Raw genomic sequence first — 23,618 nt, 5'->3', positions numbered from 1 at the left:
GGGCCGGGCAGCGCGCTGGCGCGCGCTGCGGTCAGGACCGCGGCAACGGGTTGAGCGATTTGTTGTACGGCTTCCAGTCGGTGACTTCTGGATAATATTGACGCCGCCATGCCCTGACGCGGGGGTTCATGACGCGGCGCCACAGCGGTGGGATCATCGCAGCAACCGTCATGACCGGATAGCCGTAGGGCAATTGTGGGGCTGCGTCTTCCGAGTGATGCTGCAGCAACGGAAAGCGCCGGTTTGGTTTGTAGTGGTGGTCGGAATGACGTTGTAGGTTGATCAGCAACCAGTTCGACGCTTTTTGCGAGGCATTCCACGAATGGCGCGGCTGGACGTGCTCGTATTTGCCCTTGCCCAGGTGTTTGCGGGTCAGGCCGTAATGTTCGACGTAGTTCACCAGCTCCAGCTGCCATATGGCAACGCCGGCCTGTATCAGGAACAGGGCGACGCCCGACCATCCCCCAACCCCGAAGGCCAGCGCGAGCATGCCCGTCTGCAACGCCCAATAGCGCCAGAACGGATTTGCCGGGTCGGTCCAAGGGCGTTGTTTGCGCGCCAGTTTGTCCTGCTCCGCGCGGAAGGCAGAGCGAAGGCACTGCCACAGGACGCGTGGATAGAAGCGGTGAAATCCTTCGTTATACCGCGCAGTGACCGGATCGCGGGGCGTCCCGACATAGCGGTGGTGTACAAGCAGGTGTTCTGACCGGAAGTGAGAATACAGCACCATGGCTAGTAGAATATCACCCAGCCAACGTTCTGACCGCCCTTTCTGGTGCATCAGTTCATGGCTGTAGTTGATCCCGATGGTGCCCGAGATCACACCCATCCCGAAGAACAACCCAATCTTGCTAAAAACAGACAGGTGATCGGTATGTGTGGCGTACCAGAGCAACCCAAACAGCGTAAGAAACTGAACCGGGGCCCATGCCTTGGTCAGCAGAATGTACCATTTGAGACCGCCGTCCGGCGTGCCCGGATCGGCATTTTCAAGGTTCAGCCCCGTTAACCGATCCAGAACTGCAAACGCCCACCAAGTCGAAAGAGGCACAAGCAAGACCCACCAGCCTCCGGCAACGGCGGTAAGCCAGACGACGGGGATCAGCAGGAAGGACACCCAGAAGGGCAATGCCGCTTGCCAGCGTGACAGACTGTCTGATGCGATCATCGCTTCGCTCCGAGAAACTGTGGGCAGACTAGCCCCACCCGGCAATGCCACACAATGGGTTACGTAGAGCGCCAGAGATCATAGGCCTTGCGCATAACAGTTGGCAGATCACCGGGTCGGAAAGTGTGTTTTTCCATGACAATCAGATCGTCATGCGACCAGCCGACCGGCAGCTTGGCCGTCCAGATGCGCAGGATCAGGTGGAAGTGGGTAAAGGTATGGCGTACCTCGCCCGGCAGCACCTGCCATTCGCAGGGAAAGGGCGGTGCTTCGGTCGGGCCGTCTGACCATTCTGATCCCGGCCAACCCAGCATGCCACCCAGCAGCCCCTTGTCGGGACGACGTTCCATCAGAAAGGCTCCGTTATCGCCTTGGGCTATATAGACATGGCCGTATCGCGTGGGTTTGGGCTTTTTTGGTGTCTTGCGTGGCAAATCGGATTGCGTTCCAGCGGCGCGAGCGGCGCAGGTGGCTTGCACCGGGCAGATACCGCAGGCCGGAGATTTTGGTGTACAGATTGTTGCCCCCAGGTCCATGACCGCCTGCGCATAGTCTCCCGGTCGCGTGGCAGGCGTAAGCGCAGCCGCATGCTTTTTCAGTTGCGGTTTTGAACCGGGCAAAGGGTCGTGAATGTCGAAAAGTCGGGCCATAACCCGTTCTACGTTGCCGTCCAACACGGTTTCGGGTCGGTCGAAGGCGATGGCGGAAATTGCAGCGGCGGTGTAGGGACCGATCCCCGGCAAATTGAGGAGCGCGTCGTAGGTATCGGGGAACGTTCCACCATGCTGTTCGACCACGACCCGGGCGCATTTCAACAAATTGCGGGCGCGAGCATAGTAGCCAAGCCCGGCCCATTCCCCCATGACCTGATCGTCGGGCGCCGCCGCCAGCGCTTCGACAGTTGGCCAGCGGGTTGTGAATCGCACGAAATAGTCGCGCACAGCCGCAACAGTGGTCTGCTGCAGCATGACCTCGGACAACCATATGCGGTAGGGGTCGGGCATCACGCCCGCAGCCCGATCGGCTGGGGCTACGCGCCAAGGCATCTCGCGGGCATGGCGGTCGTACCAATCCAGCAGCGCACTGCTCACGTCAAATTCACCAGAGTCACGCAAGTTTTATCTATCTCCTTGTCGGGTTTCGCTGGCGCCTGTTGTTCTGCCCTTTACAATAGCGGCGCAGGAGTTGGAAACCAGATGCAGCGCAGACGTTCTTCGACCCGCGGGTTCAAACGCACCGCGACATTGCTGAACGACCAGATCAGGCACGCCGGTGAGAGCCGGGGCTTTGCCGTATCACGCCTGCTGACCCATTGGTCCGAGATCGTTGGACAGGATATGGCCGCTATCGCGCGACCGGTAAAAGTGGGTTACGGGAAGGGTGGCATTGGTGCCACGCTAACGGTTCTGACCACCGGACCGCAGGCCCCGATGCTGGAGATGCAGAAGGAACAATTGCGCGGCAAGGTGAACGCGGTTTATGGCTATAATGCCATCAGCCGGGTGCGCATCACCCAGACCGCTCCGACAGGATTTGCCGAGGGGCAGGCCAGTTTCGACCACAAGCCGAAACAAGCGAAACCCAAGATCGAACCAGAAATAGCAGCCGAGGCAGACCGCGCTGCGCAAGAAGTTCACGATGGTGATCTGCGCGCAGCCCTTGAACGTCTGGGCCGTAACGTTTTATCCAAGCAAAAACGCTGAGAAAGGGCTGAGAAATGAGCCGTATTGCAACCGGAATTTGTGCGGCCGTCGCCGTGGCCGCTGGCGGTTATTGGCTGTCGCTGTCAAATTCCAACCCCGCCTATCCGCTGATTAGCAGCGCCGAGGCGCAAGAGGCTGATCTGGACACCTCGACCATCGTCGAGATGACTCTGGGTGCCGAGGACGCACCAGTCGAGATCATCGAATATGCGTCCTATACCTGCCCGCATTGTGCGAATTTCCACTCGGGAGCGTACAAGCAGCTCAAGAAGGATTTTATCGACACAGGTAAGGTGAAGTTCATCTATCGCGAGGTCTACTTTGACCGTTATGGCCTGTGGGCGTCGATGGTTGCGCGCTGCGGCGGGCCCGAAAAGTTCTTTGGCATCTCCGACCTGATCTACGAAGGACAGTCCGAGTGGACCAACGCCGGTGGTCCCGCTGAAATCGTGGACGAGCTGCGTAAAATCGGGCGTCTGGCTGGTATCGACAATGATCAGCTTGAAGCCTGCCTGCAGGACGGCACCCGGGCGCAGACGCTGGTCGCATGGTATCAGGAAAACGCCGAGCGCGATGGTATTCAGGCGACCCCGTCCTTCATCGTGAATGGCAAGCCGGTCGAGAATCAGTCCTATGACGGCTTCAAAAAGCTGATCGAAGACGAACTGGGCAGCTAATTGCTTTTACGACCGGCTCAATCCGGGCCGGTCGTCCTTCAGGGCGACGGGGCGATCTGCAGAAGCATCTGCCTGACCTTGTCCGCCTCATCGACCTTCAGACGAACCGGAAGCGTGATGACCTTGCTGCGAAATGTAGCGGGCAGGCGAACGGCGTCTTTTTCCGTGGTGACCATTTGCGCGCGCAACAAGCGGGCTTCGTTTTCAAGACGGGTCATAAGGGCGGGTGTCAGCGGCTGGTGATCATCCAATGCCTCGGCCCGCAGCAAGGTCGCGCCTTGTTGGCGCAAAGTGGCAAAGAACTTTTCGGGGTGTCCGATTCCTGCAAAGGCGAGAACGGGCGTATCGCTCCAATCCATGCCGGTTTGCAGCGGCTCAACCGCGCCGGTCGCATGTGGGACGGACAGTTTTTTCCCCCAGCGTTCGGCAAACTCGATTTGGGCATCAGCTTCGCCAAGGGACAGCACCAGATCAGCGCGCTGTAACCCGACTTCCACCGGTTCCCTGAGGGGGCCAGCCGGTAAGCACAGTCCATTTCCGAACCCGCGTGCCGCGTCCACCACAATGACCGAGAAATCCTTGGCCACCGAGGGGTTTTGAAAGCCGTCGTCAAGCACGATGACTGTGGCACCCGCCGCGGCGGCTGCCTTTGCTCCAGCGGCGCGGTCTTTGGCGACCCAGACATCGGCAAAAGCCGCCAGCAACAGGGGCTCATCCCCGACCTGCGCCGCGGTATGCTTGCCGGGGTCCACGCGCACCGGCCCTTCGAGCGAACCGCCATGGCCGCGCGTGACCACATGTGTCTCATGCCAGGCATCGCGCAATTGCTCGATCATCCAGATCACGGTTGGGGTCTTGCCAGTGCCACCCGCGTTCAGGTTGCCAATGCAAATGACAGGAACGCCTGGGTTAATACCGGGTTCCGAGGCGACCCGACGCGCCGTTGCCCCGGCATAGAGCTGCCCAAGCGGTGCCAGCATGCGAGCGCGCAAATCCAGCCGATCCGGGGCGGTATTCCAGAAATCAGGTGCTCGCATCGTCTGCACTCCGCTGATCCAGATAGTCCTGAATCATGTCGATCAGGTGATCCGCTTGCGGCGCACCTTCGGTTACGATCTGCCACCCGGCCAGCGCCATATTGGCGGCCTGATCCGGTGCCAACAGTTCCACCACTGCATCGCCCAGCTCGGTGGCGGATCTGACGGTGCGCGCGGCCCCCGCCCGGTCTAGCTGATCGTATAGCTGTTGTTGGCTGTGCACAAACGGGCCGTGGATCACGGCGGAGCCCAGCGCTGTGGCGACGAGCGGGTCTGCGCCTCCGGCACCGCGTTCCAGTGAGCTGCCCATGAAGGTCACCGGCGATACACGGTGCCACAGGCCCAGATCCTCGGGCACGGCGGACAGGATCACTTGAGTCATGTCCTCGATCGTCCCGCTTTCATCCCAGTTGGTACAGCGCAGATCCATCGCCTCAAGCCGCCGGTGCAGCGGCCCGGCTTCTGTAATGTCGGCCACTTGCAACACCAATGCCAAACGCGGCAGCATGCGCATTGCCTGTCTATGGGCACTGAGGACCGAGATGAATTCTTTGTCCTGGACCCACGCCGCTAACCAGACCGGTCGGCCAGACAGCGCATGGTTCACTTCGATCAGCTCGTCCTCGGGCCATGAGCGCGGGTTTGGGCTGACATGTAGGGGCGGTGCCTCTTGCACCTTGTTCGAAGCGATGCCCAATCGCCGAATTTGGCGGACGATTTCCGGCGTCGTACACAGGATCGTCTGAAAACAGTCAATCGTGTATCTTGTGATATCGGGCAGCCAACGGCCGCCGCGCGCGATTTTCACGTCCGCCTGTGCTTCGATCTGCATCATGGGAATCCCACGTTCCTCGGCGCGTGTGATCAGGTTGGGCATCAGGCCGCCCCCGACCCAAATTCCGATATCCGGCTGCCAATGGTCTAGAAACACGCGCGCCGCCCCGGTTTGTTCGGTGGGCAGGTTGACCAGAGGGTATCCGCTGCTGGCCCATCTTGATAGATCTGCATCGGGTGGCGCGGTCAGAACCACCGACAGATTGGGGCGCGTCTGCTGCAACCGCTGGCAAAAATCAACAATAGCGCGGTGACGTTCCCACGCATTTATGTGCAACCACAGAACCTCGCCCTCGGGGCGCGCAATATCGCCGTTGCTGGCGGTATTCTGCATACCCCAGGACAGCACGCGATAGGCGGCAAGGCTTAACGAGCGTGGCTTGCTCATGGTGCGATTCCAGGGCTTTCCGGTTCGAGTTGTTCCGACAGTAGCCTATAAACACCTGAACCCGCAGCGATCACACCGTTCAGACGCGGAATTGCGTTGTTGAACCGCAGCGGCAGCCCCGCGCGGTCCGAACACCGGCCGAGGGCTTCGCGTATTATCAGATCACCTGCGGCGATGTCCCATTCCCAGCTGGGCCTGAGGGTCATCATCCCGTCAAATCGACCTTGTGCAACAAGGGCCATGCGATAGGCCAGAGATGGCCGGTAGTTCCGTTTGAACTCGGGTACCTGCCCCTGACGCCAGTGTTGCGGCTGCATGTTGGGTTTCGCGGCCAAAACCTCGGCGCTTTCCAACACACCGAGTTCGCTGACCCGGATCTTTTCGGCATTGAGCGTAGCGCCCTGACCTTTTGCTGCGGCGTATAGCAGGTTTCGCAGCGGCAGGTAGATCACAGCGGCCGTCACTTCGCCCTGTTCGGCGATGGCCAATGAATGGGCCCAGGTCCCCGAGCCTTCGGCAAAGCTGCGGGTGCCGTCGATGGGATCAATGATGAAAACACGGTCTTTCGACAGCCTGTCAGCTGAATCCTCGGTCTCTTCGCTCAACCAGCCATACCCCGGACGCGCTGCGGGCAGCATTTGCTCAAGCATCGCGTTCACGGCCAGATCAGCTTCGGTTACCGGGCCGGCCCCGTCGGGTTTATCCCAGCGTTGCGCCGTGGTCCCCGAAAACCGAGTGGCGATCTTTCCGGCCTCTAATGCGGCGTCAATCAGCAGTTGGAGGTCAGTTGCCGGCAAGTGTCATTCCTTCGATCAGGACCGATGGCACCACGCGGGACAAATACGTGCGTGCGTCATTTGCCGGAATAATCCGTTTCAGCATGTCACGCAGATTGCCAGCGATCGTGCATTCGTTGACGGGGTGGGTGATTTCCCCGTTTTCGACCCAAAAGCCTGATGCCCCACGTGAGTAGTCGCCGGTATTGGGGTTGATCGTCGATCCGATCATCGAGGTCACCAGCAGGCCGGTTCCCATGTCACGCAACAGATCGTCCCGGCTGCGTTGGCCTTGGGTCAAGCTCAGGTTCCAGTTGCTGGGCGACGGCGGGCCAGACACGCCACGCGCCGCGTTCCCAGTTGAGGCCATGCCCAGTTTCCGTGCGCTGGCCAAATCCAGTGTCCAACCGGTCAGCACTCCGTTTTCAACAACGGCCCTTTGCTGTGTTGGCAATCCTTCGGCGTCAAACGGGCGAGAGCCCGAGATACGCGGGCGGTGCGGGTCTTCGATAAGTGACAGGTGCTCAGGCAACACCTGCTCTCCCAGACTGTCCTTAAGCCATGACGCACCACGAGCAATGGCGGCGCCGTTGCTGGCGGCCAACAGATGACCGATCAGCGAAGACGAGATCCGCTCGTCAAACAGAACAGGGAACGTGCCTGTCGCGGGCTTTTGTGCCCCAATCAGAGCAACGGCGCGTTCGCCTGCTGTGCGGCCAATTTCATCGGGGCTGCGCAGATCGTTTTGAAACGTTCGGCTGTCGCCGTCGTAATCACGCTCCATCCCCGTGCCTTCGCCAGAGATGGCCACGCAAGAGGTCGAGCGGCTGCTGCGAGAATACCCGCCAGAAAAGCCATTTGAGGCGGCCAGATGCACGCGGTGGGTGCCATAGGCGGCCGCAGCGTCCGATACCTGGGACACACCCTGAATTGCCAAAGCGGCAGCTTCGGCAGCCAGCGCATCCTGCAAAAGCGCCTCTGCCGATGGCTCGGGCGTCGGGTCGAATTGTTCCAGTGCCGCGATATCCCAGTCTTTTGCAAGCTGGTCGGGCGTGGCCAACCCTGTAAAAGGATCTTCCGGAGCTTCGCTTGCCATGGCCACTGCACGTTGCGCCATCGCCGTCAGTGTTTCGGGGCGACTGTCCGAACTTGAGACGATCGCCTGCCGCTTGCCCAGAAACACACGCAGTCCCAGGTCGGTGCCTTCGGACCGTTCCGCGTGCTCCAGCGCGCCACTGCGGACTTCAACCGATACCGATGAGCCATCCAGAACGATGGCATCCGCCGCTTCAGCCCCGGCTTTGCGGGCCGCGTCCAGCAGGTTATGGCTGATTTCTTCGGGTGTGCGGGTCATGAGGCCTCCGGTCTGTGTGCATTCGACCTAGCCTTGGACCGCCGGTCTCGCAAGGCCTGCGGCTATTTTTGGTTGAGCAATCTATTGAAAGGGAATTCGGCACGATGCGTCCGATGCCAGGGTTCGCACCGCGGGCGAAGGTTTGGGAAGGCAGCGATGCCGCCTTCCCGAAGTGCTACTTGATACGTTGGCCATTCGCTAGAATCTGACCATCCGCAGTGAATTCGATTTCTGAATTCAGCGTGTCGGGCTCGTCACCCGGTACGGCCATCAGACCCATCATCATCCGCGCGCCCATTGCATCGCTGTCTGACACCAGACCCATCTCGATCAGCTTGTCGATCAGGGCGTTGGCACCATTCAGTTTCAGCTTGGCAACACCGGTCGGCGCGGGCATTCCGTCGAACTCCGAGACGTTGGAGTTGTCGAAGGTGAAATCGCCTTCACCGGTCAGCTTGGCCCCGACCAGAGACACCAGCAGTTCGTTGATCTTCAGCGAGTGCAACTCGCCCGGTGCGGCGTCAGATGCATCCAGGTTTTCGACTGCGGTAGGATCAAAGATGTTCAACAGAACCTTGGCGGTCCCGGTCGTGTCCAGCGCAATAGTCGCCGGGTCGCGCGGCAGGGCGCCTGCTGGGTCGAACATGCTCCACAGGATATCCGACATGGTGAAGTCGGTCAGGTTCATGGCGAATCCAAACGGTTGGATTTCCTCGGATTTCTGCACCGGGATTTCAAACTTGAACCCGGCGTTCTCCATCGCGATTTCAATCGGGAAGGGCAGGTCGGCGGTCGTCACTGCGACTTTCGCGCTGTTCTGCTCGATGTCATAGGCAAGACGCTCGGCGTCGATGCTGGCGCCAAATTTGCCACCTTGGGATTCGCTTCCGACCGAGAATGCCTCGCCTTCGCTGGTCCCTGCAATCGCGTTCTGGCCGGATCCGTAGGTGAACAGCCCCGAGAACGAGAAGCCCGCCTTATAGAAGGCCTGCGGGTCCGAGATGTCGAATTCGGATGGGATAACGTTTGTACCTTCAAACGCCAGCTGGCTCATCGAGCCGTCAACCCTAGCCGTGTCGCCGCTGTCCGGGTCCTGAAATGCCATATCATAGGTCATCCCGCCCGCAGTGAACTTCTGATCTATGTCACGGTTCTCACCAATTTTCATGACCGAGCTGCCGGCCAGATCTGTCATGTTCAGGCTGAGCGCCAGCGCATCAGCGGGCATCTTTTCGCCGTCCACATTCAGACCATCCAGCTTGATGCCTATCGTGTCGGCCGAATAGTCATAAGTCATTTCGTCGGGCGAGCCTGAAACGACCAGGTTCATCTCGCTCTGCGAATAATCGACATTGACCGAGAACTTTTCGCCGTCCCCCTCTCCGGAAATCGTCATCGGAAAATTCTCGGGGAAACCAATACTCACCGTACCGTCGCCATTTTCCGTCAGGGTCATTTCTGGAACGACCATCTGAAAAGTTGCCTCTTCTTCCGGTAAGTCCATGGACATGGCCATGTTGGCAATCGTCGTGACATTTCCTGCAACGGTTTCGTCGCCCGAAACGGTGTACCCCATCTGACCCAGATAGGTTTTCCAGTCATTCCAGACATCCTGTGAGGTCAGGTCGGCAAGTGCACCTTGTGTGATAACGGCATAAGCCAAAACAGCACCGCAACTGCGGCGAAGGAAAACGGACATTACAGTACCCTTCTAGATAATTTTGCGGGCATCGTCGTGTTTGTGGCGTCGGGCGTCAAGGGGCAAGGACTGGACCCTTTACCCTTTCGCGCGGTAAGCATTCACACAATTTCAAACCGATAGAGGTAGAGGATCCAAATGCAGGGGAAAACCGTACTGATAACCGGGGCCAGCCGCGGCATCGGAGCAGAGGCAGGGCGCGTTTTTGCCGCAGCAGGCGCAAACGTGGCGCTGGTCGCGCGCAGCCGCGATCAGATCGCCGCATTGGCATCTGCGCTGGGCGAAAATGTGATCGCGCTGGAATGTGACGTCAGTGATTTTGCACAGGTCGAACAGGCTGTGGCAGATTGCGTCGACCGCTTTGGTGGATTGGATGTTCTGATCGGGAATGCCGGTGTAATCGATCCGATTTTCCATCTTTCGAACGCGGATGTTGCGGCCTGGGACAAGGCGATCGATATCAACCTCAAAGGTGTATTCTACGGAATGCGCGCGGCCTTGCCCATTATGCGGGCGGCGGGCGGGGGCACAGTGTTGACCGTATCATCCGGCGCGGCCTCGAACCCGATCGAAGCCTGGAGCCATTACTGCGCGTCCAAGGCCGGAGCGAAGATGCTGACGGAATGCCTGCACCTTGAGGAATCGATCCACGGCATCCGCGCCATGGGTCTGTCACCGGGAACCGTGGCGACCGACATGCAGCGGGTCATCAAAACCAGCGGCATCAACGCTGTCAGTCAGTTGGACTGGAGCGATCACATTCCTGCAGACTGGCCGGCGAAGGCGCTGCTGTGGATGTGTACTGCAGACGCGGATGAATTTATGGGAACCGAAATTTCGCTGCGGCGTGAAGATATTCGACAAAGGGTTGGGCTGACGTGATCGAATTAAACAAAGAAGACGGCTTGTGGATTGTCACCCTAAACAACCCGGGCAAAGCCAATGCGCTGACAGGGGCGATGCTGACTGAGCTGGCCGAGATTGCCGAAGCCGCCACCGAGGCGCGGGCGTTGATTCTGACCGGGGCCGGCAAAGTGTTCAGTGCCGGTGCCGATCTGGATGAGGCGCGCGCGGGTCTTGCAACCTCGGACGTATGGGAGCGTTTGTCGAGCGCAATCGCCGCTCTGCCGTGCCTGACGGTCGCCGCGTTGAATGGTACTCTGGCCGGTGGCGCGAATGGGATGGTACTGGCCTGTGACATTCGCATTGCGGTCCCGTCCGCCAAGTTTTTCTATCCCGTAATGAAACTGGGTTTTCTGCCGCAACCGTCTGATCCCGCCCGCATGTCGGCCCTGATCGGACCATCCCGCACCAAGATGATCCTGATGGCCGGTCAAAAGATCACGGCGGATGAGGCCTATGCCTTTGGTCTGGTGGACCGGGTGGTGGCGCCGGACGCGTTGATGCCGACAGCGCGTGAACTGGTCGCTGATAGCACCGCCGCCGATCCAAAGATCGCTGCCGGTATCGCCCGGCTGTGCGGATGAGGCTGTCTGGCTTGCGGCTGCGCGTCGCCGATCCTGAAAAACTGGGCAAATTCTATACGGATGTCCTTGGGATGTCGGTTCAGGCCCAGGGGGTGAGCCTGCGCATCGGCTATTTGGGGCAGGACGCCGATTTGCTGCTGATGCCCGGCGGCGGCAGATACACCCATGACACAGGACAACGCTATTGGAAGATCGGCATCACCGTACCGGATGTCGATCTGGCCACGGCATTTCTGCGCGACAAGGGGATAGAGGTATCAGATCCGAAACAGTTTCTGGACATCGGGTATATGTGTCACCTCAAAGACCCCGAAGGCTTTGTGATCGAACTGCTTCAGCACGATTTTGAAGGCAACCGGCCGTCCAACGCTGCGGACCCGAACAATCCGTTTGCGCAGGCTTGTATCGGCCAGATCACCCTGCGCACCGGGGATATGGCAGCCGAGGACGCATTCTGCCGTGATCAGGGTATGCGCCTGCTTTCGATGCAGGACGTCGGGCAGTATGGCTTTGATCTGCATTTTTACGCATTCACCGACGAGGTTCCGCCAAACCCAGACCCTTGGGCTGTGGAAAACCGCGAATGGCTTTGGAAACGCCCTTACACAACGTTGGAGTTCCAGCATGTCGAAGGCGCTCAATTTTCCAATGTTCCCGACTATCGCGGGATGGAGTTTCTGGGGCTTGCCGCGCCGGCACGGGATGCGTTTGGCGACCCGGTAAACCCTGGTTAGTCAACGACCCCGACGCTTGCCCGGAACCTTCGACCGAAACCCGGGCGGGCGTTTGCGGACCCAATTCAGGAACTTTTCCAGCCGAGGGTGGGCGCGCAGTGCCTCCACAGTGTTGAATTCACGGGCCAATTCAGCCTCTGTCAGGGTCGCATGCACCTCTTTATGGCAGATCTGGTGCAGCAGGACAGTGGGTCCGCCCTTGCCCCCTTTGAGTTTTGGGATCAGATGGTGCAGGCTGCCGGCCCCATCCGGGATCGGGCGGTTGCAGAGCGGGCAGATCGGATCGCTGTTCGTCATGACGAGGGTAAGGTTGCGTCAGGTGGCGCGAAAGGCAAGAGGGCAGGGATGGCACAGGCACTGGTGATCGGCGGTGGACCCGCAGGCCTGATGGCAGCCGAGGAACTGGCCAAAGCCGGGCACTCTGTTGTTGTGGCAGAGGCCAAGCCTTCGGTTGCGCGAAAGTTCCTGATGGCGGGAAAGTCCGGGCTGAACCTGACCAAGGACGAACAGTTTGAGATTTTGCTGAGGTCCTATGGTGAGGCCGCGACCTGGTTGCGACCAATGATTGCCGAATTCGATGCGTCGGACGTGCAAACCTGGGCGCAAGGGCTGGGGCAAGAGTTGTTCACGGGCTCGACCGGCCGGGTGTTTCCGACGTCGATGAAGGCCTCTCCGCTGTTGCGGGCGTGGCTGGCACGGCTGGCAGAGGCTGGCGTTCAGATCAGAACACGTTGGCGGTGGGTTGGCTGGGATGGTGCCCAAGCCGTTTTCGACACGGATGATGGCAGGCAGAACCTGTGCCCCGATGTGACAGTTCTTGCGCTGGGCGGGGCAAGCTGGTCGCGGTTGGGATCAGACGGAGCATGGGCATCGGTGCTGACGAGTAATGGCGTGCCCCTCACACCTTTCGCACCCGCAAACTCAGCCATTTCCGTGGAATGGAGCCCCCATATGCAGCCGCATTTTGGCGCGGCTTTGAAATCGGCGCGATGGAGGGCCGGAGAGTTGGAAAGCCGCGGCGAGGCTGCGGTTTCGGCGAAAGGGTTGGAAGGGGGCGGACTGTACTCACTGACCCCGGCCTTGCGTGACAGAGCACCGCTTTTTGTCGATTTGGTTCCGGATTTGGATGCCGATACGTTGCGCAATCGTTTTGCGTCAAAGAAATCGAAAACGACCCTTTCGCAGTGGCTGAAGAAATCTCTGCGCCTGTCTCCGCAAAAGGTTGCCCTGTTTCATGAAATGTCCAAGCGCGACGGTCAGATCCAGTCGCTGGACGTGAGGGCGATCAAGCATCTGCAGATCACCCACGCGGGCCTGCGCCCGATGGACGAGGCCATTTCCATAGCAGGAGGTGTGTCACGTGCGGCGCTTAATGAGGGGCTCATGCTGACTGCATATCCCGGAGTGTTTTGCGCAGGCGAGATGCTGGATTGGGAGGCCCCGACCGGGGGGTACCTTCTGACAGCTTGCCTGGCGACCGGCCGTTGGGCTGGGCGCGCGGCGGCACATTGGTTGGATCAAAGCGGTTAGCGGGTCCGCGCCAGCATCGCCAGACGGATCATGGCGCGTTCGACCAATGCCATGGCCGGTGCGGTTTGCCCGGCCGAGCGCAGCGACAGGTCGGTATCGGTCAGAACCGTCAATGCAGTTTGCAATTTTGGCGCACCCCACCCTTGGGCCTGACGCAAAATGCGGTCGCGGCGCTTTCCATAAACGGGGGGGCGCAGCTTGCCGATTCCCTGCGCTGCTCCGCCGGGATCGGATGCGCAGGCATACAAAGTGCGGAAATGCCTTGTCGCGCCGATACACAGGCTGACCGCATTGGTTCCTTGTGACTGCAAACGTCGGATCAGCGGGCCGATTTCACCCGCGCGACCATCGGCAACCACGTTCAGCACATCGTCCAGTGCGGCCTCGGTCGAGCGGGGCGCGCAGGCTTCGACGTCTTCAATGGTCAGTTCGGAGCTGTCATCGCGTTTGTAAAGCGACAGTTTCTCAATCGTTTGGGTAAAGTCACCGGGGCTTATACTGGTTGCCAGCTCAGCAATCGCGGCCATCGAATCGCGCGGGATGTTCTGCAAACCGGCCTCAGAAAGTATTCGTTCGACTTCGGCCCGGGATGGTGGGTCGTCATAGATACCTACCGCATAGGCCGAGCGGTGTGCTTCGAACGCTTTACGAATCTTGGAACTGGCTTTGAGCTGCCCGGCGGTTACGATGATCTGGGCATCGCCAGCTACCCAATCTTCCAGCGCGGCAAGGATTGCTGGGGCGGCCGTGTCGGTTGTGTCTTCGACGAATACAGCGCGTGGCCCGGGAAAGAACCCGACCGCCTTGACCGCGTCCAGCAACAAGGCCGGATCGCCACGCAGATCGCTTCCGGGCAGGCGGGTCAGCCGCATCTCTTCTTCGGCATTGGCGCCCAGCAGAGCGGCCAAAACCTGTTGCCGCTTTAGCGCCACGCGCATCGCATCCGCACCGTAGATCAACAGCCCGGTCTTATCCGCGTCGGGTCTCGAGAAATATCCCTCGGCCTCGCGCGGGCTCAGCTTCATGCGGACAGGCCCGGCGTGGCGTACAGCCTACTGATGATCTGATCGGACAGAATCACCATCAGGCGCTGCGTAGCATCCCGCTCATCAGCCAGTGTGGATACGGTGGAACCAGCAGCCGAATACCCCACGAAGTCCGTCACCGAGCCAGAGGCAAGAACTTGCCCCGTCGCTTTCGATCTAAGCGAATAGTTGGCGGTCCCGTTGATGATAAGACGGTTGGTTTCGTTCGTTGAGGTGATCGATGCCGCCACCGTCTGGGTCACGACGGAAACGTCCAGACTGTATTCACTGCCGGATGTTGCGCTACGGCCTAGCTTTTGTTCCAGATCTTCGACCAGAAGAAAGCTGGTGACCGTGTTTGGTGCCGACACTTCTACGCGACCAAAAAGGGCCGAGCCCGATCCGCCTGGAGCGTACACAGGTTCAAACCCGCAGGCGGCAAGCGCCAAGGGCATCAGCAACAAGGTTCTGCGGTTAAACGACGACATTCACAATCCGGCCCGGTACAACGATTACTTTCTTGGGTGTGGCGCCATCCAGCGCCTTTTGCACAGCTTCGGTGCTCAGCGCGACTTTTTCAACCTCGTCCTTGGGCATATCTTTGGCCACGCAGATTTCCGCGCGGCGCTTGCCGTTGATCTGGATCGGCAGGGTGACGGTGTCGTCCACCAGCATAGCTGCATCCGCAACCGGCCATGATGCCGTGGCAACCAGCCCTTCGCCACCCAGCAGCTGCCAAAGCTCCTCGGACAGGTGCGGGGTCATCGGCGACATCAGCTGTGCCAGCGTTTTGGCGGCCTCGCGTTTGGCTGCGGTGCCCGCCTTGGATTTGGCCAGGGTGTTGGTGAAAGCATAGAGCTTGGCGATTGAGGCGTTGAAGCCGAAAGATTCGACTCCGCCTGTGACGTCATGGATGGCTTTGTGCATCTCGCGCAGCAGGGTTTCATCCTCGGCATTGGCCGGAACATCCGATTCGGCGATTTCCGAGGCGATCCGATGCACACGGCTGAGGTGCTTGAACGCAGCCTCGGCCCCGGATGCGGTCCACTCCACATCCCGTTCAGGCGGCGAATCGGACAGGACGAACCAACGCGCGGTATCCGCGCCGAAGGCCGAGATGATGCTGACCGGGTCGACCACGTTTTTCTTGGATTTCGACATCTTGGCCGAGGGGATAATTTCAACCTCGGTGCCGTCGGCCAGTTTTCCGTCGGTCACATCTTCGGGCAGGTGATAAACCGGACGGCCATTGGCGTCGCGTGTCTGATAGATTTCATGCGTGACCATGCCTTGCGTGAACAACGCATTGAACGGCTCGATGGCTTTCTTAGGCAGGTGACCCGTGATGTTCATCGCCCGCGCGAAGAAGCGCGAGTAGAGCAGGTGCAGAATCGCGTGCTCGATACCGCCGATATACTGGTCGACGTTCATCCAGTATTCGGCCTCGGCCAGATCGGTGGGTGTGTCAGCGCGTGGCGCGGTGAAACGGGCGAAATACCACGACGAATCGACAAACGTATCCATCGTATCCGTTTCACGTTTGGCAGGCGCGCCGCAAGACGGGCAAGGGGTGTCACGCCAATTGGCATGGCGGTCCAGCGGGTTGCCGGGGATCGAGAAGTCGATGGGTTTGCCGTTGCCATCGTCGTAAGGCAATTCGATCGGCAGATTTTCTTTCTTCTCGGGCACGGTGCCACATTTGTCGCAATGCACGACCGGAATCGGGCAACCCCAATAGCGTTGACGGCTGAGCCCCCAATCGCGCAGGCGATATTTGGTGACGCCTTCACCCCAACCTGCTTTTTCCGCGAAATCGACGGTGGCGTTGATCGCCTCATCCCCAGAGGCCTCGGTCAGGCCTGCGAAGTGGTCCACCCAGCGGACTTTTTCAGTTTTCGGCGGCACAAAGGCGATCTTGTCGACCGGCTTATCGTCATCCAGTGCAAAGAAGGTGTCGATGACCGGCAGGCCATACTTGCGGCAGAAATCAAGATCACGCTGGTCATGCGCGGGGCAGGCAAAGATCGCGCCAGTTCCATAATCCATCAGGATGAAATTGGCGATCCAGACCGGCAGTTCCCAATTCGGGTCCAGCGGGTGACGCACGCGAATGCCGGTGTCGTAACCCAGCTTTTCGGCCGTCTCGATGGCCTCTTCCGTGGTGCCACCCTTGCGGCATTCGGCAACAAACTCAGCAACTTCGGGGATTTCGGCCTCAAGCTGCTTGGCAATCGGGTGATCCGGCGAAATACCAACAAAGGACGCGCCCAACAGCGTATCGGGCCGAGTCGTATAGACGGTGATGGGCTCACCACCATCAGTACGTTCGAAGCCAAATTGCAGGCCGCGCGACTTGCCGATCCAGTTTTCCTGCATCAGCCGCACTTTGGCAGGCCAGTTCTCTAGCGTATCAAGCGCATCCAGCAATTCTTCGGAATAGTCCGAGATTTTGAAAAACCACTGGGTCAGCTCGCGCCGTTCCACCAGAGCGCCCGAGCGCCAACCGCGTCCATTTTCCACCTGCTCATTGGCCAGAACGGTCATGTCGACCGGGTCCCAGTTCACCACGGCGTTTTTGCGGTAAACCAACCCGGCATCGAGCATATCGAGGAACAGAGCCTGTTGCTGGCCATAATATTCGGGGTCACAGGTGGCGAATTCGCGGGACCAATCGATCGACAAGCCCAGCGGCATCATCTGCCCGCGCATGTCGGCGATGTTGCTGTATGTCCAGTCTTTCGGGTGGCCGCCAATGGCCATGGCGGCGTTTTCTGCCGGCATTCCAAAAGCATCCCAGCCCATCGGGTGCAGCACGTTGTGCCCCGTCGCCAGCTTGTGACGCGCAATGACGTCGCCCATCGTATAGTTGCGCACATGCCCCATATGGATTCGCCCTGACGGGTAAGGGAACATCTCAAGCACGTAATACTTCGGCTTGTCTGCCGTGTGGTCGGCGGTGAAGATCCCGGCCTTGTCCCAGGCCTCTTGCCATTTTGCTTCGATTTCGGTGGCCGAGTAGCGCGACATTGTGCGGTCCTTCGTGAATGAAAACGCCGGGCGTGAACCCGGCGTGGTAATATTGTGATTTTCGGCGGGTGGCTAGAGTTTGTTGTCCGCAATGCGCAACTGGCGTGCGCGGTTTAGGATCGCATCCTCGACCGCCCGCGACGTCGCGGCGCTTACCGGAGCGCCCCCGCTGGTCTGCAGTGCCACCGAAAGCGACCGCGCCGCCAGGGCCGGGTCGCTTATATGCACGGTCGCGCGATAAGAGCGTCCGCCACCAGGCGGCGTGCCGTAACCTGTTACGATCACGCCGGTAAATGGATCAACCTCCTGAATCGGGAGGAAATTCAGCACATCCAGCGAGGCAGCCCAAAGATACCGATTCACATTGACGATCTGTTCGGCATTCCCGCGGTTGAATACGTCCCAGATTGTTGTGCGCTCCGGATCGTTCAGCTCTCGTTCTTCTGTACGTGTGCTATCTGTATACAGCAATGCGGGATTCGGAGCCGCACTCTGATTCTGTCCGCAGGCCGACACGGCAGCAGTTATTATGATCAAACCGAAAATCGTCTGCAGGCGCATTGTCGACTGGTCCTGTTTCACTTGGTCTACTTTGTTAAGTGTTACTCCTAGACAAGGTCCAGTTCAGCAACAACCCTATTCTTGTTACACATGTCAGTGTGGACGGCAGTTTAGTCCCCAAATATCGACTGTGGCATCCTTGCACCAATTTGGGGCCAATGCACCCTTCACATTTAAGGCAAGCTTGCGCTTTGGGGGTAATCCGAGCGAAACGGTTCCCGTGCTGAGACATGTGCTGAGGCATATGTCGAGTAGAAAAACTTTTGAAACCGAGGGAAACAAGATGAAAAAAGTTCTCTTCGCATCGACCGCTCTGATTGCAACCGCAAGCGTTGCAGCGGCCGACGTTAAATTCAGCGGCTACGGTCGTTTTGGTATTGGCTACCTTGAAGACCGTACCGGTACTGTTGACAACTTCACCGTTGATCCGGCAACTGGCGCAGTTACTGCCGCTGGCACCGCGACCGTCGACACCGACAACACCATCCTGGTCTCGCGCTTCCGCCTGAACATCGACGGCACCGCAGAAACCGATGGCGGCGTTGAGTTCTCGGCTCGTGTTCGTCTGCAGGCTGACGAAAATGCCGGCAACGGCGAAGCCAACTCGGCTGGCCTGAACGGCGCACGTTTCTCGGTCATCTACGGTGGTCTGCGTGTTGACGCGGGCAACGTTGCGGGTTCGTTCGACAACCTGGCGAACTACTACGGTAACGAGCCTGGCCTGGAAAGCTTCATCGGCCAGTACTCGGGCGTTGACTACAGCTTCCTGGGTTACTCGTCGACCGGTTCGGGTGCGAACGCTGTGTTCTTCCAGTACGCAGTTGGCGACTTCGCTTTCGGCGCATCTTACGACCAGGCAACTGTTGCTCTGGACGGTGTTGCGCAGGACGCAGACCGCTGGGACGTTAGCGTAACCTACAACTTCAACAACATCACCGCAGCGCTGGCCTATGGTGAAACCAAGGCGAACGTGAACAGCAGCAGCGAAAAGCAGTCGCTGGCCGTTCTGACCCTGGGCGCAGAATTCGGTGACTTCTCGGGCACACTGTTTGTAGCTGACGATGACGTTGTAAACGACGCTCGCAACGGCACCGCATACGGTCTGTCGCTGGCCTACAACCTGGGCGCGGCAACCACTCTGACCGCCGCTTACGGTGACGGTTCGGCGGATGACGACCTGCAGCAGTATGGTATCGGCGTTAAGTACGACCTGGGCGGCGGCGCATCGCTGCGCGGTGGTCTGGGCCAGCAGAAGCGTGGCGACGGCGACAGCCAAGTACGTGCTGACTTCGGTGCTCAGTTCAACTTCTAAGTTGATCTGAACCACAAAGTTTAAGGGCAGGTCTTTGGACCTGCCCTTTTCTTTTGCGCGGACTTGGTGTTTTTCTGCCCTCAAAGCAGAGAAAGGAATTCCATGTCGCTGCACGACATCACTGCCCGCATCGCCAAGGCCGAATCCGCCGCCGGACGACTTGCGGGATCGACAAAGCTGATCGCGGTTTCAAAGGTCCAGCCGAATGAACGTGTTGAGGCTGTGCTAAGCCAGGGCCACCGTTGTTTCGGGGAAAACCGCGTGCAGGAAGCGGCCGAAAAATGGCCGGGCTTTAAAGAGAAATTCTCAGAGATTGACCTGCACCTGATCGGACCGCTGCAAACCAACAAGGCCCGGCAGGCAATGGAGCTGTTCAACGCGATTCACTCGGTGGACCGGCCCAAGCTGGCGAAAACACTTGCGCGGTTGGCGCAAGAGCTTGGCCACTGCCCTGATGTTTTCATCCAGGTCAACACCGGAGAAGAAGAGCAGAAAGCGGGGATCATGCCGGTTGACGCAGATGCCTTCATCGCCGAGTGTCGCGGACTGGATTTGCCGGTTCAGGGTCTGATGGCAATCCCGCCGGTTGAAGAGGAACCCTCGCTGCATTTTGCGTTGCTGGCCAAGATCGCCGAACGCAACGGGTTACAGGGCTTGTCGATGGGGATGAGCGGTGATTTCGAGCAGGCGATTGCACTGGGCGCCACCCATGTGCGTGTGGGGTCCGCCATCTTTGGCGAGCGGGTCAAACCTGCGGGATAATCAGACGCGTTCCGGGGGAAATTCTACGCGCGATCCAATGCAGATGATCGCGGCGAAACGCAACGCAGCCTTCGGTTGGGTAGCCGGGGCGTCTCCACTGGTGAAGGAAAATGGCGGACCCGCGGCCCGGCACAGAGTTCGGCCAGTTCCAGTCTGTGATCATGACAAGATCGTACAGGGGGTCCGCGCGCCGCATCTTTTCATGGCTGGGCGCGTAGGGCGCGCTGACCATCTGGTTGTACTGACCGTCCGCGCTATCATCAGACCAAAGATCGCCGGGGCCTATTGGGATGGACCATGCGGTCGGAGCTGTGAGCCTGTCCGGCCGAAACAGCATACCGACAATATGGTGTACCCCGATCGGCGTGGCCCGATCGCCTTCGCGCTTGTCATTTGTCAGACCGCCTTTTCCGACCGAACAGGGAAAGAGTCGACCGGCAAACCGGACACCGCGTGGCGTAAGCACCAGATCGTCCGGTGTCACAGCAAATGGCCTGACTTCGCGGCTTTGGTCGCCAGATACCCTCGGTTATGGGCTGTTTCACCCACTTTCAGCGGCACTCTTTCAGTCACGGCGATGCCCGTCTTTTCCATCATCGCGATTTTCGCCGGGTTGTTTGTCAGCAACCGAACCGACGAAAATCCAAGTTCTTTCAGAATGTCCGAACCCAGTCGGAAATCACGTTCATCATCTTCGAATCCCAATCGGTGATTGGCCTCGACCGTGTCAAATCCCTGATCCTGTAGGAAATAGGCCCGCATCTTGTTGGCAAGGCCGATACCGCGTCCCTCCTGATTGAGATACAGCAACACGCCCGCGCCTTCGGACCCCATCTGGGCAAGCGCTCCACGTAGCTGGGGTCCGCAATCGCATTTCAAGCTGCCCATCAAGTCGCCCGTGAAACAGGCCGAATGTAAACGGGCCAGCACAGGTTTGCTGCGGTCCGGACGCCCGATTTCTACGGCATAGTGTTCTTCGCCGCCATCTTCGGGGCGGAAAACATGCAGACGACCGGCCTCGGACACTTCCATTGGCAGGCGCGCGGCGGCAATCGCGTGCAGGGCGCTTCGATCTGCCAGATGCGGCGCAGCGCGGGTATGGTCGATGCAGGTCAGGCCATGTGCCACCGCAAAATCGCGACCGTCATCAATTGGAACCACCACGGCAGCTGGCAAGAGGCGTGCGGACTTCGTCAAAGCGATGGCAATACGGTGCAGGTTGGCATTACCCTGACGCTCGGACATCAGGGGGCCTTTCATCGGGGTATTCAGATCATCCGAGGGGTCGGCGACCGCCTGAACCCATGCGATGTCGGTGTCTGATGGGATGATTACTCGTGCGAGGTCGCCATCATAGGCGCGTGCCTTCAGCGTTTCCGCGCGTCTTACGGTGATCGCGACCACAGGCTGACCTTCGAAGTTCCGTAGATCGGCCAGCCGTTGTGCGCTTAATGTCTCAGACGCTATCGCTATGACGCTGAACCCGCTGTCATCAGTCAATACGACGGGAACGCCCATACGCAGATCCGCGCGGGCCCGTGCCAGCAATTCCGAAATATCGGGGATAAGACTCATCTATGTTACCCTGTAACGTGTTGGTCTTCGTCTAACCCGAACAGAAGAAAAAGTGAAACAATTCCTCTGCGTCAGACACGAGGGCGTGAGACCATTGCAGTAAATCTTGTTGATTGCATCTTCCGCACGCAAATGGTGGAAAAGGCTTAGGAGGACCGGACATGGCTCAGCTCAAGAAAATCCTGCTGGTGGATGACGATGAAGATCTGCGCGAGGCGCTCAGCGAGCAACTCGTGATGACCGAGGATTTCGACGTGTTCGAAGCGGCGGATGGGCAATCCGCCATGGAGCGGGCGCGCGAGGCGATTTATGATCTGGTCATTCTGGACGTCGGTCTGCCGGATACGGACGGTCGTGAGCTGTGCCGTCTGATGCGCAAACAAGGCGTCAAAAGCCCGATCCTGATGCTGACCGGCCATGACAGCGACGCAGATACGATTCTGGGTCTGGATGCCGGCGCCAATGATTACGTCTCTAAGCCGTTCAAATTTCCGGTCCTACTGGCCCGCATCCGCGCGCAGCTACGTCAGCATGAGCAATCCGAGGACGCGGTCTTTGTGCTGGGGCCGTATACCTTTAAGCCGGCTATGAAGATGTTGATCACCGAAGAGGATCGCAAGATCCGTCTGACCGAGAAAGAAACCAACATTCTCAAGTTCCTGTACCGCTCGGCAGATGGCGTGGTCGCCCGCGACGTCCTGCTGCACGAGGTCTGGGGTTATAACGCCGGTGTCACCACACATACGCTGGAAACCCACATATACCGCCTGCGCCAAAAGATCGAACCCGACCCATCGAACGCGCGCCTTTTGGTCACAGAATCGGGCGGATATCGCTTGGTTTCGTAACTCCGGGTGGATTGACGTGGATCAAAGTGATACTCTGGATGTGTAATTAGAGTACTCCCAACCCGCGCATGTCCGGGTTATGACATGCACCTCCCTGTTGGACTGCCGGGCCTTATGGCCCGGCTTTTTTTTGGGACGGGCTGGTGTGAATGAATGTCCGGTTCGAGCCCAAAACAGACAGCCAGATTGGATCGTGCTCTGAAAAGATCAAATAGCTTGACCTGCAGCGAGGTTGCAATCAGGGTCAGCGGAATTTCGGAAAGGTTCAGATGGGGCGGAAATTATGCTTAACTTCAGAAAGGCCATAGCAACACTTTGGTTGGCATTCACCGCTATGCTTTCCTTGGGCAATTTCACCGTCGCCCAGACCGCAACAGAGGGAGCGTCCACAAGCAAACCTGTTTTTGTTATGGTTCATGGGACGTTTCAGTGGGCCGGTCAGTATGAACCTTTGAGCATATTGCTTAGGGATGAGGGCTTTGAGGTGGTCGAATTGACCCTGACGGGTCTTGGCGAGAGAGAGCACCTTCTTTCAAAAGAAACGGGTTTGTCTACGCATGTGCATGATGTCGCAAACGTGCTTAGCTGGCGGGGCCTCGAGAACGTAATCCTCGTCGGCCACAGTTATGGGGGAACTGTGATAACCGGTGCCGCAGCAGAACAGCCGGATCGTATCAAACATCTGGTGTATCTAGATACTGTGCCTACGGATGACGGTGAAAGCCTGATGACCAGTTTTTTCGACGAGGCCACAAGAGACGAAGTGTATGCTATGGTCGAGAAAGACGGGGATGGATGGCTTATTCCAAAAGACGGATTACGCGAAGCCCTGCCAACGATGAGACCGCATCCTTTCAAGTCGTACACCGATCGGTTGGCGCTGCCCGACGGTACGCCGGACTTTCAGGGCACAATCATTGTGGCCAACGACAGCAACCCGTTCTTTCAATACATGCGCGCAGTCGAGGCACCCGCTCGTGTCGAAAAGCGCGGCTGGAACCTGATCACGGTCGAAGGCCCGCATCAGTTAATGGAAGTGAGCCCGGCGAAAGAAGTTGTAGCCGAAATTCTGCTGGGGATTGCCAGAAACTAAGGACACGGCGAGTGTCTGCTTCGTCCGC

Annotated in this window: 24 protein-coding genes; 10 read left to right on the top strand and 14 right to left on the bottom strand. The window is 58.9% G+C overall.

Translation table 11 applies throughout. The features are described from left to right. Positions 1-31: 31 nt before the first annotated feature. Both AC2FI9_RS14565 and mutY read right to left on the bottom strand, forming a co-directional pair. Positions 32-1,168 carry an alkane 1-monooxygenase gene (locus tag AC2FI9_RS14565; protein WP_496768593.1) on the bottom strand — a complete coding sequence of 379 codons (1,137 nt, stop codon included), beginning with the start codon at positions 1,166-1,168 and terminating at the stop codon, positions 32-34. Between the two features lie 59 nt (positions 1,169-1,227). After that, a complete protein-coding gene (gene mutY, locus AC2FI9_RS14560) occupies positions 1,228-2,283 on the bottom strand; it encodes an A/G-specific adenine glycosylase (protein WP_496768591.1) in 1,056 nt (351 codons plus the stop codon). A gap of 81 nt (positions 2,284-2,364) precedes the next feature. Between mutY and AC2FI9_RS14555 the strand changes: the two genes are divergently transcribed. Continuing rightward, positions 2,365-2,871, top strand: a complete 507-nt coding sequence (locus AC2FI9_RS14555) for a DUF721 domain-containing protein (RefSeq protein ID WP_496726549.1) — start codon at positions 2,365-2,367, stop codon at positions 2,869-2,871. A 14-nt stretch (positions 2,872-2,885) separates the two neighbouring features. Continuing rightward, complete coding sequence (locus AC2FI9_RS14550) at positions 2,886-3,548, top strand: DsbA family protein (RefSeq protein WP_496768588.1); 663 nt, start codon at positions 2,886-2,888, stop codon at positions 3,546-3,548. A gap of 38 nt (positions 3,549-3,586) precedes the next feature. Here the strand turns inward: AC2FI9_RS14550 and lpxK are convergent, their stop codons facing one another. The 5 genes from lpxK to AC2FI9_RS14525 form a co-directional block, all read right to left on the bottom strand. After that, a complete protein-coding gene (gene lpxK / locus AC2FI9_RS14545) occupies positions 3,587-4,585 on the bottom strand; it encodes a tetraacyldisaccharide 4'-kinase (protein WP_496739374.1) in 999 nt (332 codons plus the stop codon). Next, complete coding sequence (locus tag AC2FI9_RS14540; protein ID WP_496768584.1) at positions 4,572-5,807, bottom strand: 3-deoxy-D-manno-octulosonic acid transferase; 1,236 nt, start codon at positions 5,805-5,807, stop codon at positions 4,572-4,574. Before AC2FI9_RS14540 ends, lpxK begins: the two co-directional genes overlap by 14 nt. Continuing rightward, a complete protein-coding gene (locus tag AC2FI9_RS14535; RefSeq protein WP_496768580.1) occupies positions 5,804-6,604 on the bottom strand; it encodes a 3'(2'),5'-bisphosphate nucleotidase CysQ in 801 nt (266 codons plus the stop codon). Before AC2FI9_RS14535 ends, AC2FI9_RS14540 begins: the two co-directional genes overlap by 4 nt. Beyond that, entirely contained in the window at positions 6,591-7,937 is a 1,347-nt protein-coding gene (locus AC2FI9_RS14530; RefSeq protein WP_496768578.1) for a TldD/PmbA family protein, read from the bottom strand. The genes AC2FI9_RS14535 and AC2FI9_RS14530 overlap by 14 nt, the downstream gene beginning before the upstream one ends. A 175-nt stretch (positions 7,938-8,112) precedes the next feature. Then, positions 8,113-9,636, bottom strand: coding sequence for a DUF2125 domain-containing protein (locus tag AC2FI9_RS14525; RefSeq protein WP_496768576.1), 1,524 nt, complete (start codon positions 9,634-9,636; stop codon positions 8,113-8,115). Between the two features lie 132 nt (positions 9,637-9,768). On the opposite strand from AC2FI9_RS14525, the gene AC2FI9_RS14520 reads away from it, so the two are divergent. From AC2FI9_RS14520 to AC2FI9_RS14510, 3 genes are read left to right on the top strand one after another with little or no spacing between them, the layout of a single operon-like run. Beyond that, positions 9,769-10,518: an SDR family oxidoreductase gene (locus AC2FI9_RS14520; protein WP_496735734.1), complete on the top strand. Its 750-nt coding sequence runs from the start codon at positions 9,769-9,771 to the stop codon at positions 10,516-10,518. Continuing rightward, positions 10,515-11,123 carry an enoyl-CoA hydratase/isomerase family protein gene (locus AC2FI9_RS14515; RefSeq protein WP_496768574.1) on the top strand — a complete coding sequence of 203 codons (609 nt, stop codon included), beginning with the start codon at positions 10,515-10,517 and terminating at the stop codon, positions 11,121-11,123. The genes AC2FI9_RS14520 and AC2FI9_RS14515 overlap by 4 nt, the downstream gene beginning before the upstream one ends. Further along, positions 11,120-11,857, top strand: coding sequence for a VOC family protein (locus AC2FI9_RS14510; RefSeq protein ID WP_496768572.1), 738 nt, complete (start codon positions 11,120-11,122; stop codon positions 11,855-11,857). The genes AC2FI9_RS14515 and AC2FI9_RS14510 overlap by 4 nt, the downstream gene beginning before the upstream one ends. Here AC2FI9_RS14510 and AC2FI9_RS14505 read toward each other — a convergent pair whose 3' ends face one another. After that, positions 11,858-12,154, bottom strand: a complete 297-nt coding sequence (locus AC2FI9_RS14505; RefSeq protein ID WP_496768570.1) for an HNH endonuclease — start codon at positions 12,152-12,154, stop codon at positions 11,858-11,860. 48 nt (positions 12,155-12,202) lie between these two features. Here AC2FI9_RS14505 and AC2FI9_RS14500 point away from each other — a divergent pair, with 48 nt between their 5' ends. Beyond that, positions 12,203-13,387: a TIGR03862 family flavoprotein gene (locus tag AC2FI9_RS14500; RefSeq protein ID WP_496768568.1), complete on the top strand. Its 1,185-nt coding sequence runs from the start codon at positions 12,203-12,205 to the stop codon at positions 13,385-13,387. Here AC2FI9_RS14500 and holA read toward each other — a convergent pair. The 4 genes from holA to AC2FI9_RS14480 form a co-directional block, all read right to left on the bottom strand. Next, the gene (gene holA / locus AC2FI9_RS14495) at positions 13,384-14,412 is read right to left on the bottom strand and encodes a DNA polymerase III subunit delta (RefSeq protein ID WP_496768566.1); all 1,029 of its coding nucleotides are present in this window, start codon (positions 14,410-14,412) and stop codon (positions 13,384-13,386) included. The two genes, AC2FI9_RS14500 and holA, sit on opposite strands and share 4 nt — an antisense overlap. Then, positions 14,409-14,900 carry an LPS assembly lipoprotein LptE gene (lptE, locus tag AC2FI9_RS14490; RefSeq protein WP_472724567.1) on the bottom strand — a complete coding sequence of 164 codons (492 nt, stop codon included), beginning with the start codon at positions 14,898-14,900 and terminating at the stop codon, positions 14,409-14,411. Before lptE ends, holA begins: the two co-directional genes overlap by 4 nt. Next, on the bottom strand, positions 14,887-17,439 hold the full coding sequence (gene leuS / locus AC2FI9_RS14485; RefSeq protein WP_496768563.1) for a leucine--tRNA ligase: 2,553 nt from the start codon (positions 17,437-17,439) through the stop codon (positions 14,887-14,889). Before leuS ends, lptE begins: the two co-directional genes overlap by 14 nt. Before the next feature lie 72 nt (positions 17,440-17,511). Further along, positions 17,512-18,000 carry a DUF3576 domain-containing protein gene (locus tag AC2FI9_RS14480; protein ID WP_496726561.1) on the bottom strand — a complete coding sequence of 163 codons (489 nt, stop codon included), beginning with the start codon at positions 17,998-18,000 and terminating at the stop codon, positions 17,512-17,514. A 283-nt stretch (positions 18,001-18,283) separates the two neighbouring features. Here AC2FI9_RS14480 and AC2FI9_RS14475 point away from each other — a divergent pair, with 283 nt between their 5' ends. Together AC2FI9_RS14475 and AC2FI9_RS14470 are read left to right on the top strand one after the other, a co-directional pair. Further along, positions 18,284-19,312 carry a porin gene (locus AC2FI9_RS14475; protein WP_496726562.1) on the top strand — a complete coding sequence of 343 codons (1,029 nt, stop codon included), beginning with the start codon at positions 18,284-18,286 and terminating at the stop codon, positions 19,310-19,312. A 102-nt stretch (positions 19,313-19,414) separates the two neighbouring features. Continuing rightward, the gene (locus tag AC2FI9_RS14470) at positions 19,415-20,074 is read left to right on the top strand and encodes a YggS family pyridoxal phosphate-dependent enzyme (RefSeq protein ID WP_496726563.1); all 660 of its coding nucleotides are present in this window, start codon (positions 19,415-19,417) and stop codon (positions 20,072-20,074) included. Here AC2FI9_RS14470 and AC2FI9_RS14465 read toward each other — a convergent pair. Further along, on the bottom strand, positions 20,058-20,558 hold the full coding sequence (locus AC2FI9_RS14465; protein WP_496768560.1) for a L,D-transpeptidase family protein: 501 nt from the start codon (positions 20,556-20,558) through the stop codon (positions 20,058-20,060). The two genes, AC2FI9_RS14470 and AC2FI9_RS14465, sit on opposite strands and share 17 nt — an antisense overlap. Continuing rightward, complete coding sequence (ribA, locus tag AC2FI9_RS14460; protein WP_496739388.1) at positions 20,555-21,649, bottom strand: GTP cyclohydrolase II; 1,095 nt, start codon at positions 21,647-21,649, stop codon at positions 20,555-20,557. Before ribA ends, AC2FI9_RS14465 begins: the two co-directional genes overlap by 4 nt. A gap of 161 nt (positions 21,650-21,810) precedes the next feature. Here ribA and AC2FI9_RS14455 point away from each other — a divergent pair, with 161 nt between their 5' ends. Next, a complete protein-coding gene (locus AC2FI9_RS14455; protein WP_058272567.1) occupies positions 21,811-22,497 on the top strand; it encodes a response regulator transcription factor in 687 nt (228 codons plus the stop codon). A 283-nt stretch (positions 22,498-22,780) separates the two neighbouring features. After that, positions 22,781-23,590, top strand: coding sequence for an alpha/beta fold hydrolase (locus AC2FI9_RS14450; protein ID WP_496768558.1), 810 nt, complete (start codon positions 22,781-22,783; stop codon positions 23,588-23,590). Positions 23,591-23,618 lie beyond the last annotated feature (28 nt).

Source organism: Ruegeria sp. CDSA246 (assembly GCF_059611225.1).
Note: the sequence above shows the minus strand (reverse complement) of the source record. Positions and strands in the feature narration are given on the sequence as shown.

Coding starts and splice junctions, on each gene's coding strand:
- AC2FI9_RS14565 (WP_496768593.1), bottom strand. CDS start 1,168: ATGATCGCATCAGACAGTCTGTCACGCTGGCAAGCGGCATTGCCCTTC.
- AC2FI9_RS14555 (WP_496726549.1), top strand. CDS start 2,365: ATGCAGCGCAGACGTTCTTCGACCCGCGGGTTCAAACGCACCGCGACA.
- AC2FI9_RS14550 (WP_496768588.1), top strand. CDS start 2,886: ATGAGCCGTATTGCAACCGGAATTTGTGCGGCCGTCGCCGTGGCCGCT.
- lpxK (WP_496739374.1), bottom strand. CDS start 4,585: ATGCGAGCACCTGATTTCTGGAATACCGCCCCGGATCGGCTGGATTTG.
- AC2FI9_RS14540 (WP_496768584.1), bottom strand. CDS start 5,807: ATGAGCAAGCCACGCTCGTTAAGCCTTGCCGCCTATCGCGTGCTGTCC.
- AC2FI9_RS14530 (WP_496768578.1), bottom strand. CDS start 7,937: ATGACCCGCACACCCGAAGAAATCAGCCATAACCTGCTGGACGCGGCC.
- AC2FI9_RS14525 (WP_496768576.1), bottom strand. CDS start 9,636: ATGTCCGTTTTCCTTCGCCGCAGTTGCGGTGCTGTTTTGGCTTATGCC.
- AC2FI9_RS14510 (WP_496768572.1), top strand. CDS start 11,120: ATGAGGCTGTCTGGCTTGCGGCTGCGCGTCGCCGATCCTGAAAAACTG.
- AC2FI9_RS14505 (WP_496768570.1), bottom strand. CDS start 12,154: ATGACGAACAGCGATCCGATCTGCCCGCTCTGCAACCGCCCGATCCCG.
- AC2FI9_RS14500 (WP_496768568.1), top strand. CDS start 12,203: ATGGCACAGGCACTGGTGATCGGCGGTGGACCCGCAGGCCTGATGGCA.
- holA (WP_496768566.1), bottom strand. CDS start 14,412: ATGAAGCTGAGCCCGCGCGAGGCCGAGGGATATTTCTCGAGACCCGAC.
- lptE (WP_472724567.1), bottom strand. CDS start 14,900: ATGTCGTCGTTTAACCGCAGAACCTTGTTGCTGATGCCCTTGGCGCTT.
- leuS (WP_496768563.1), bottom strand. CDS start 17,439: ATGTCGCGCTACTCGGCCACCGAAATCGAAGCAAAATGGCAAGAGGCC.
- AC2FI9_RS14480 (WP_496726561.1), bottom strand. CDS start 18,000: ATGCGCCTGCAGACGATTTTCGGTTTGATCATAATAACTGCTGCCGTG.
- AC2FI9_RS14475 (WP_496726562.1), top strand. CDS start 18,284: ATGAAAAAAGTTCTCTTCGCATCGACCGCTCTGATTGCAACCGCAAGC.
- AC2FI9_RS14470 (WP_496726563.1), top strand. CDS start 19,415: ATGTCGCTGCACGACATCACTGCCCGCATCGCCAAGGCCGAATCCGCC.
- ribA (WP_496739388.1), bottom strand. CDS start 21,649: ATGAGTCTTATCCCCGATATTTCGGAATTGCTGGCACGGGCCCGCGCG.
- AC2FI9_RS14455 (WP_058272567.1), top strand. CDS start 21,811: ATGGCTCAGCTCAAGAAAATCCTGCTGGTGGATGACGATGAAGATCTG.
- AC2FI9_RS14450 (WP_496768558.1), top strand. CDS start 22,781: ATGCTTAACTTCAGAAAGGCCATAGCAACACTTTGGTTGGCATTCACC.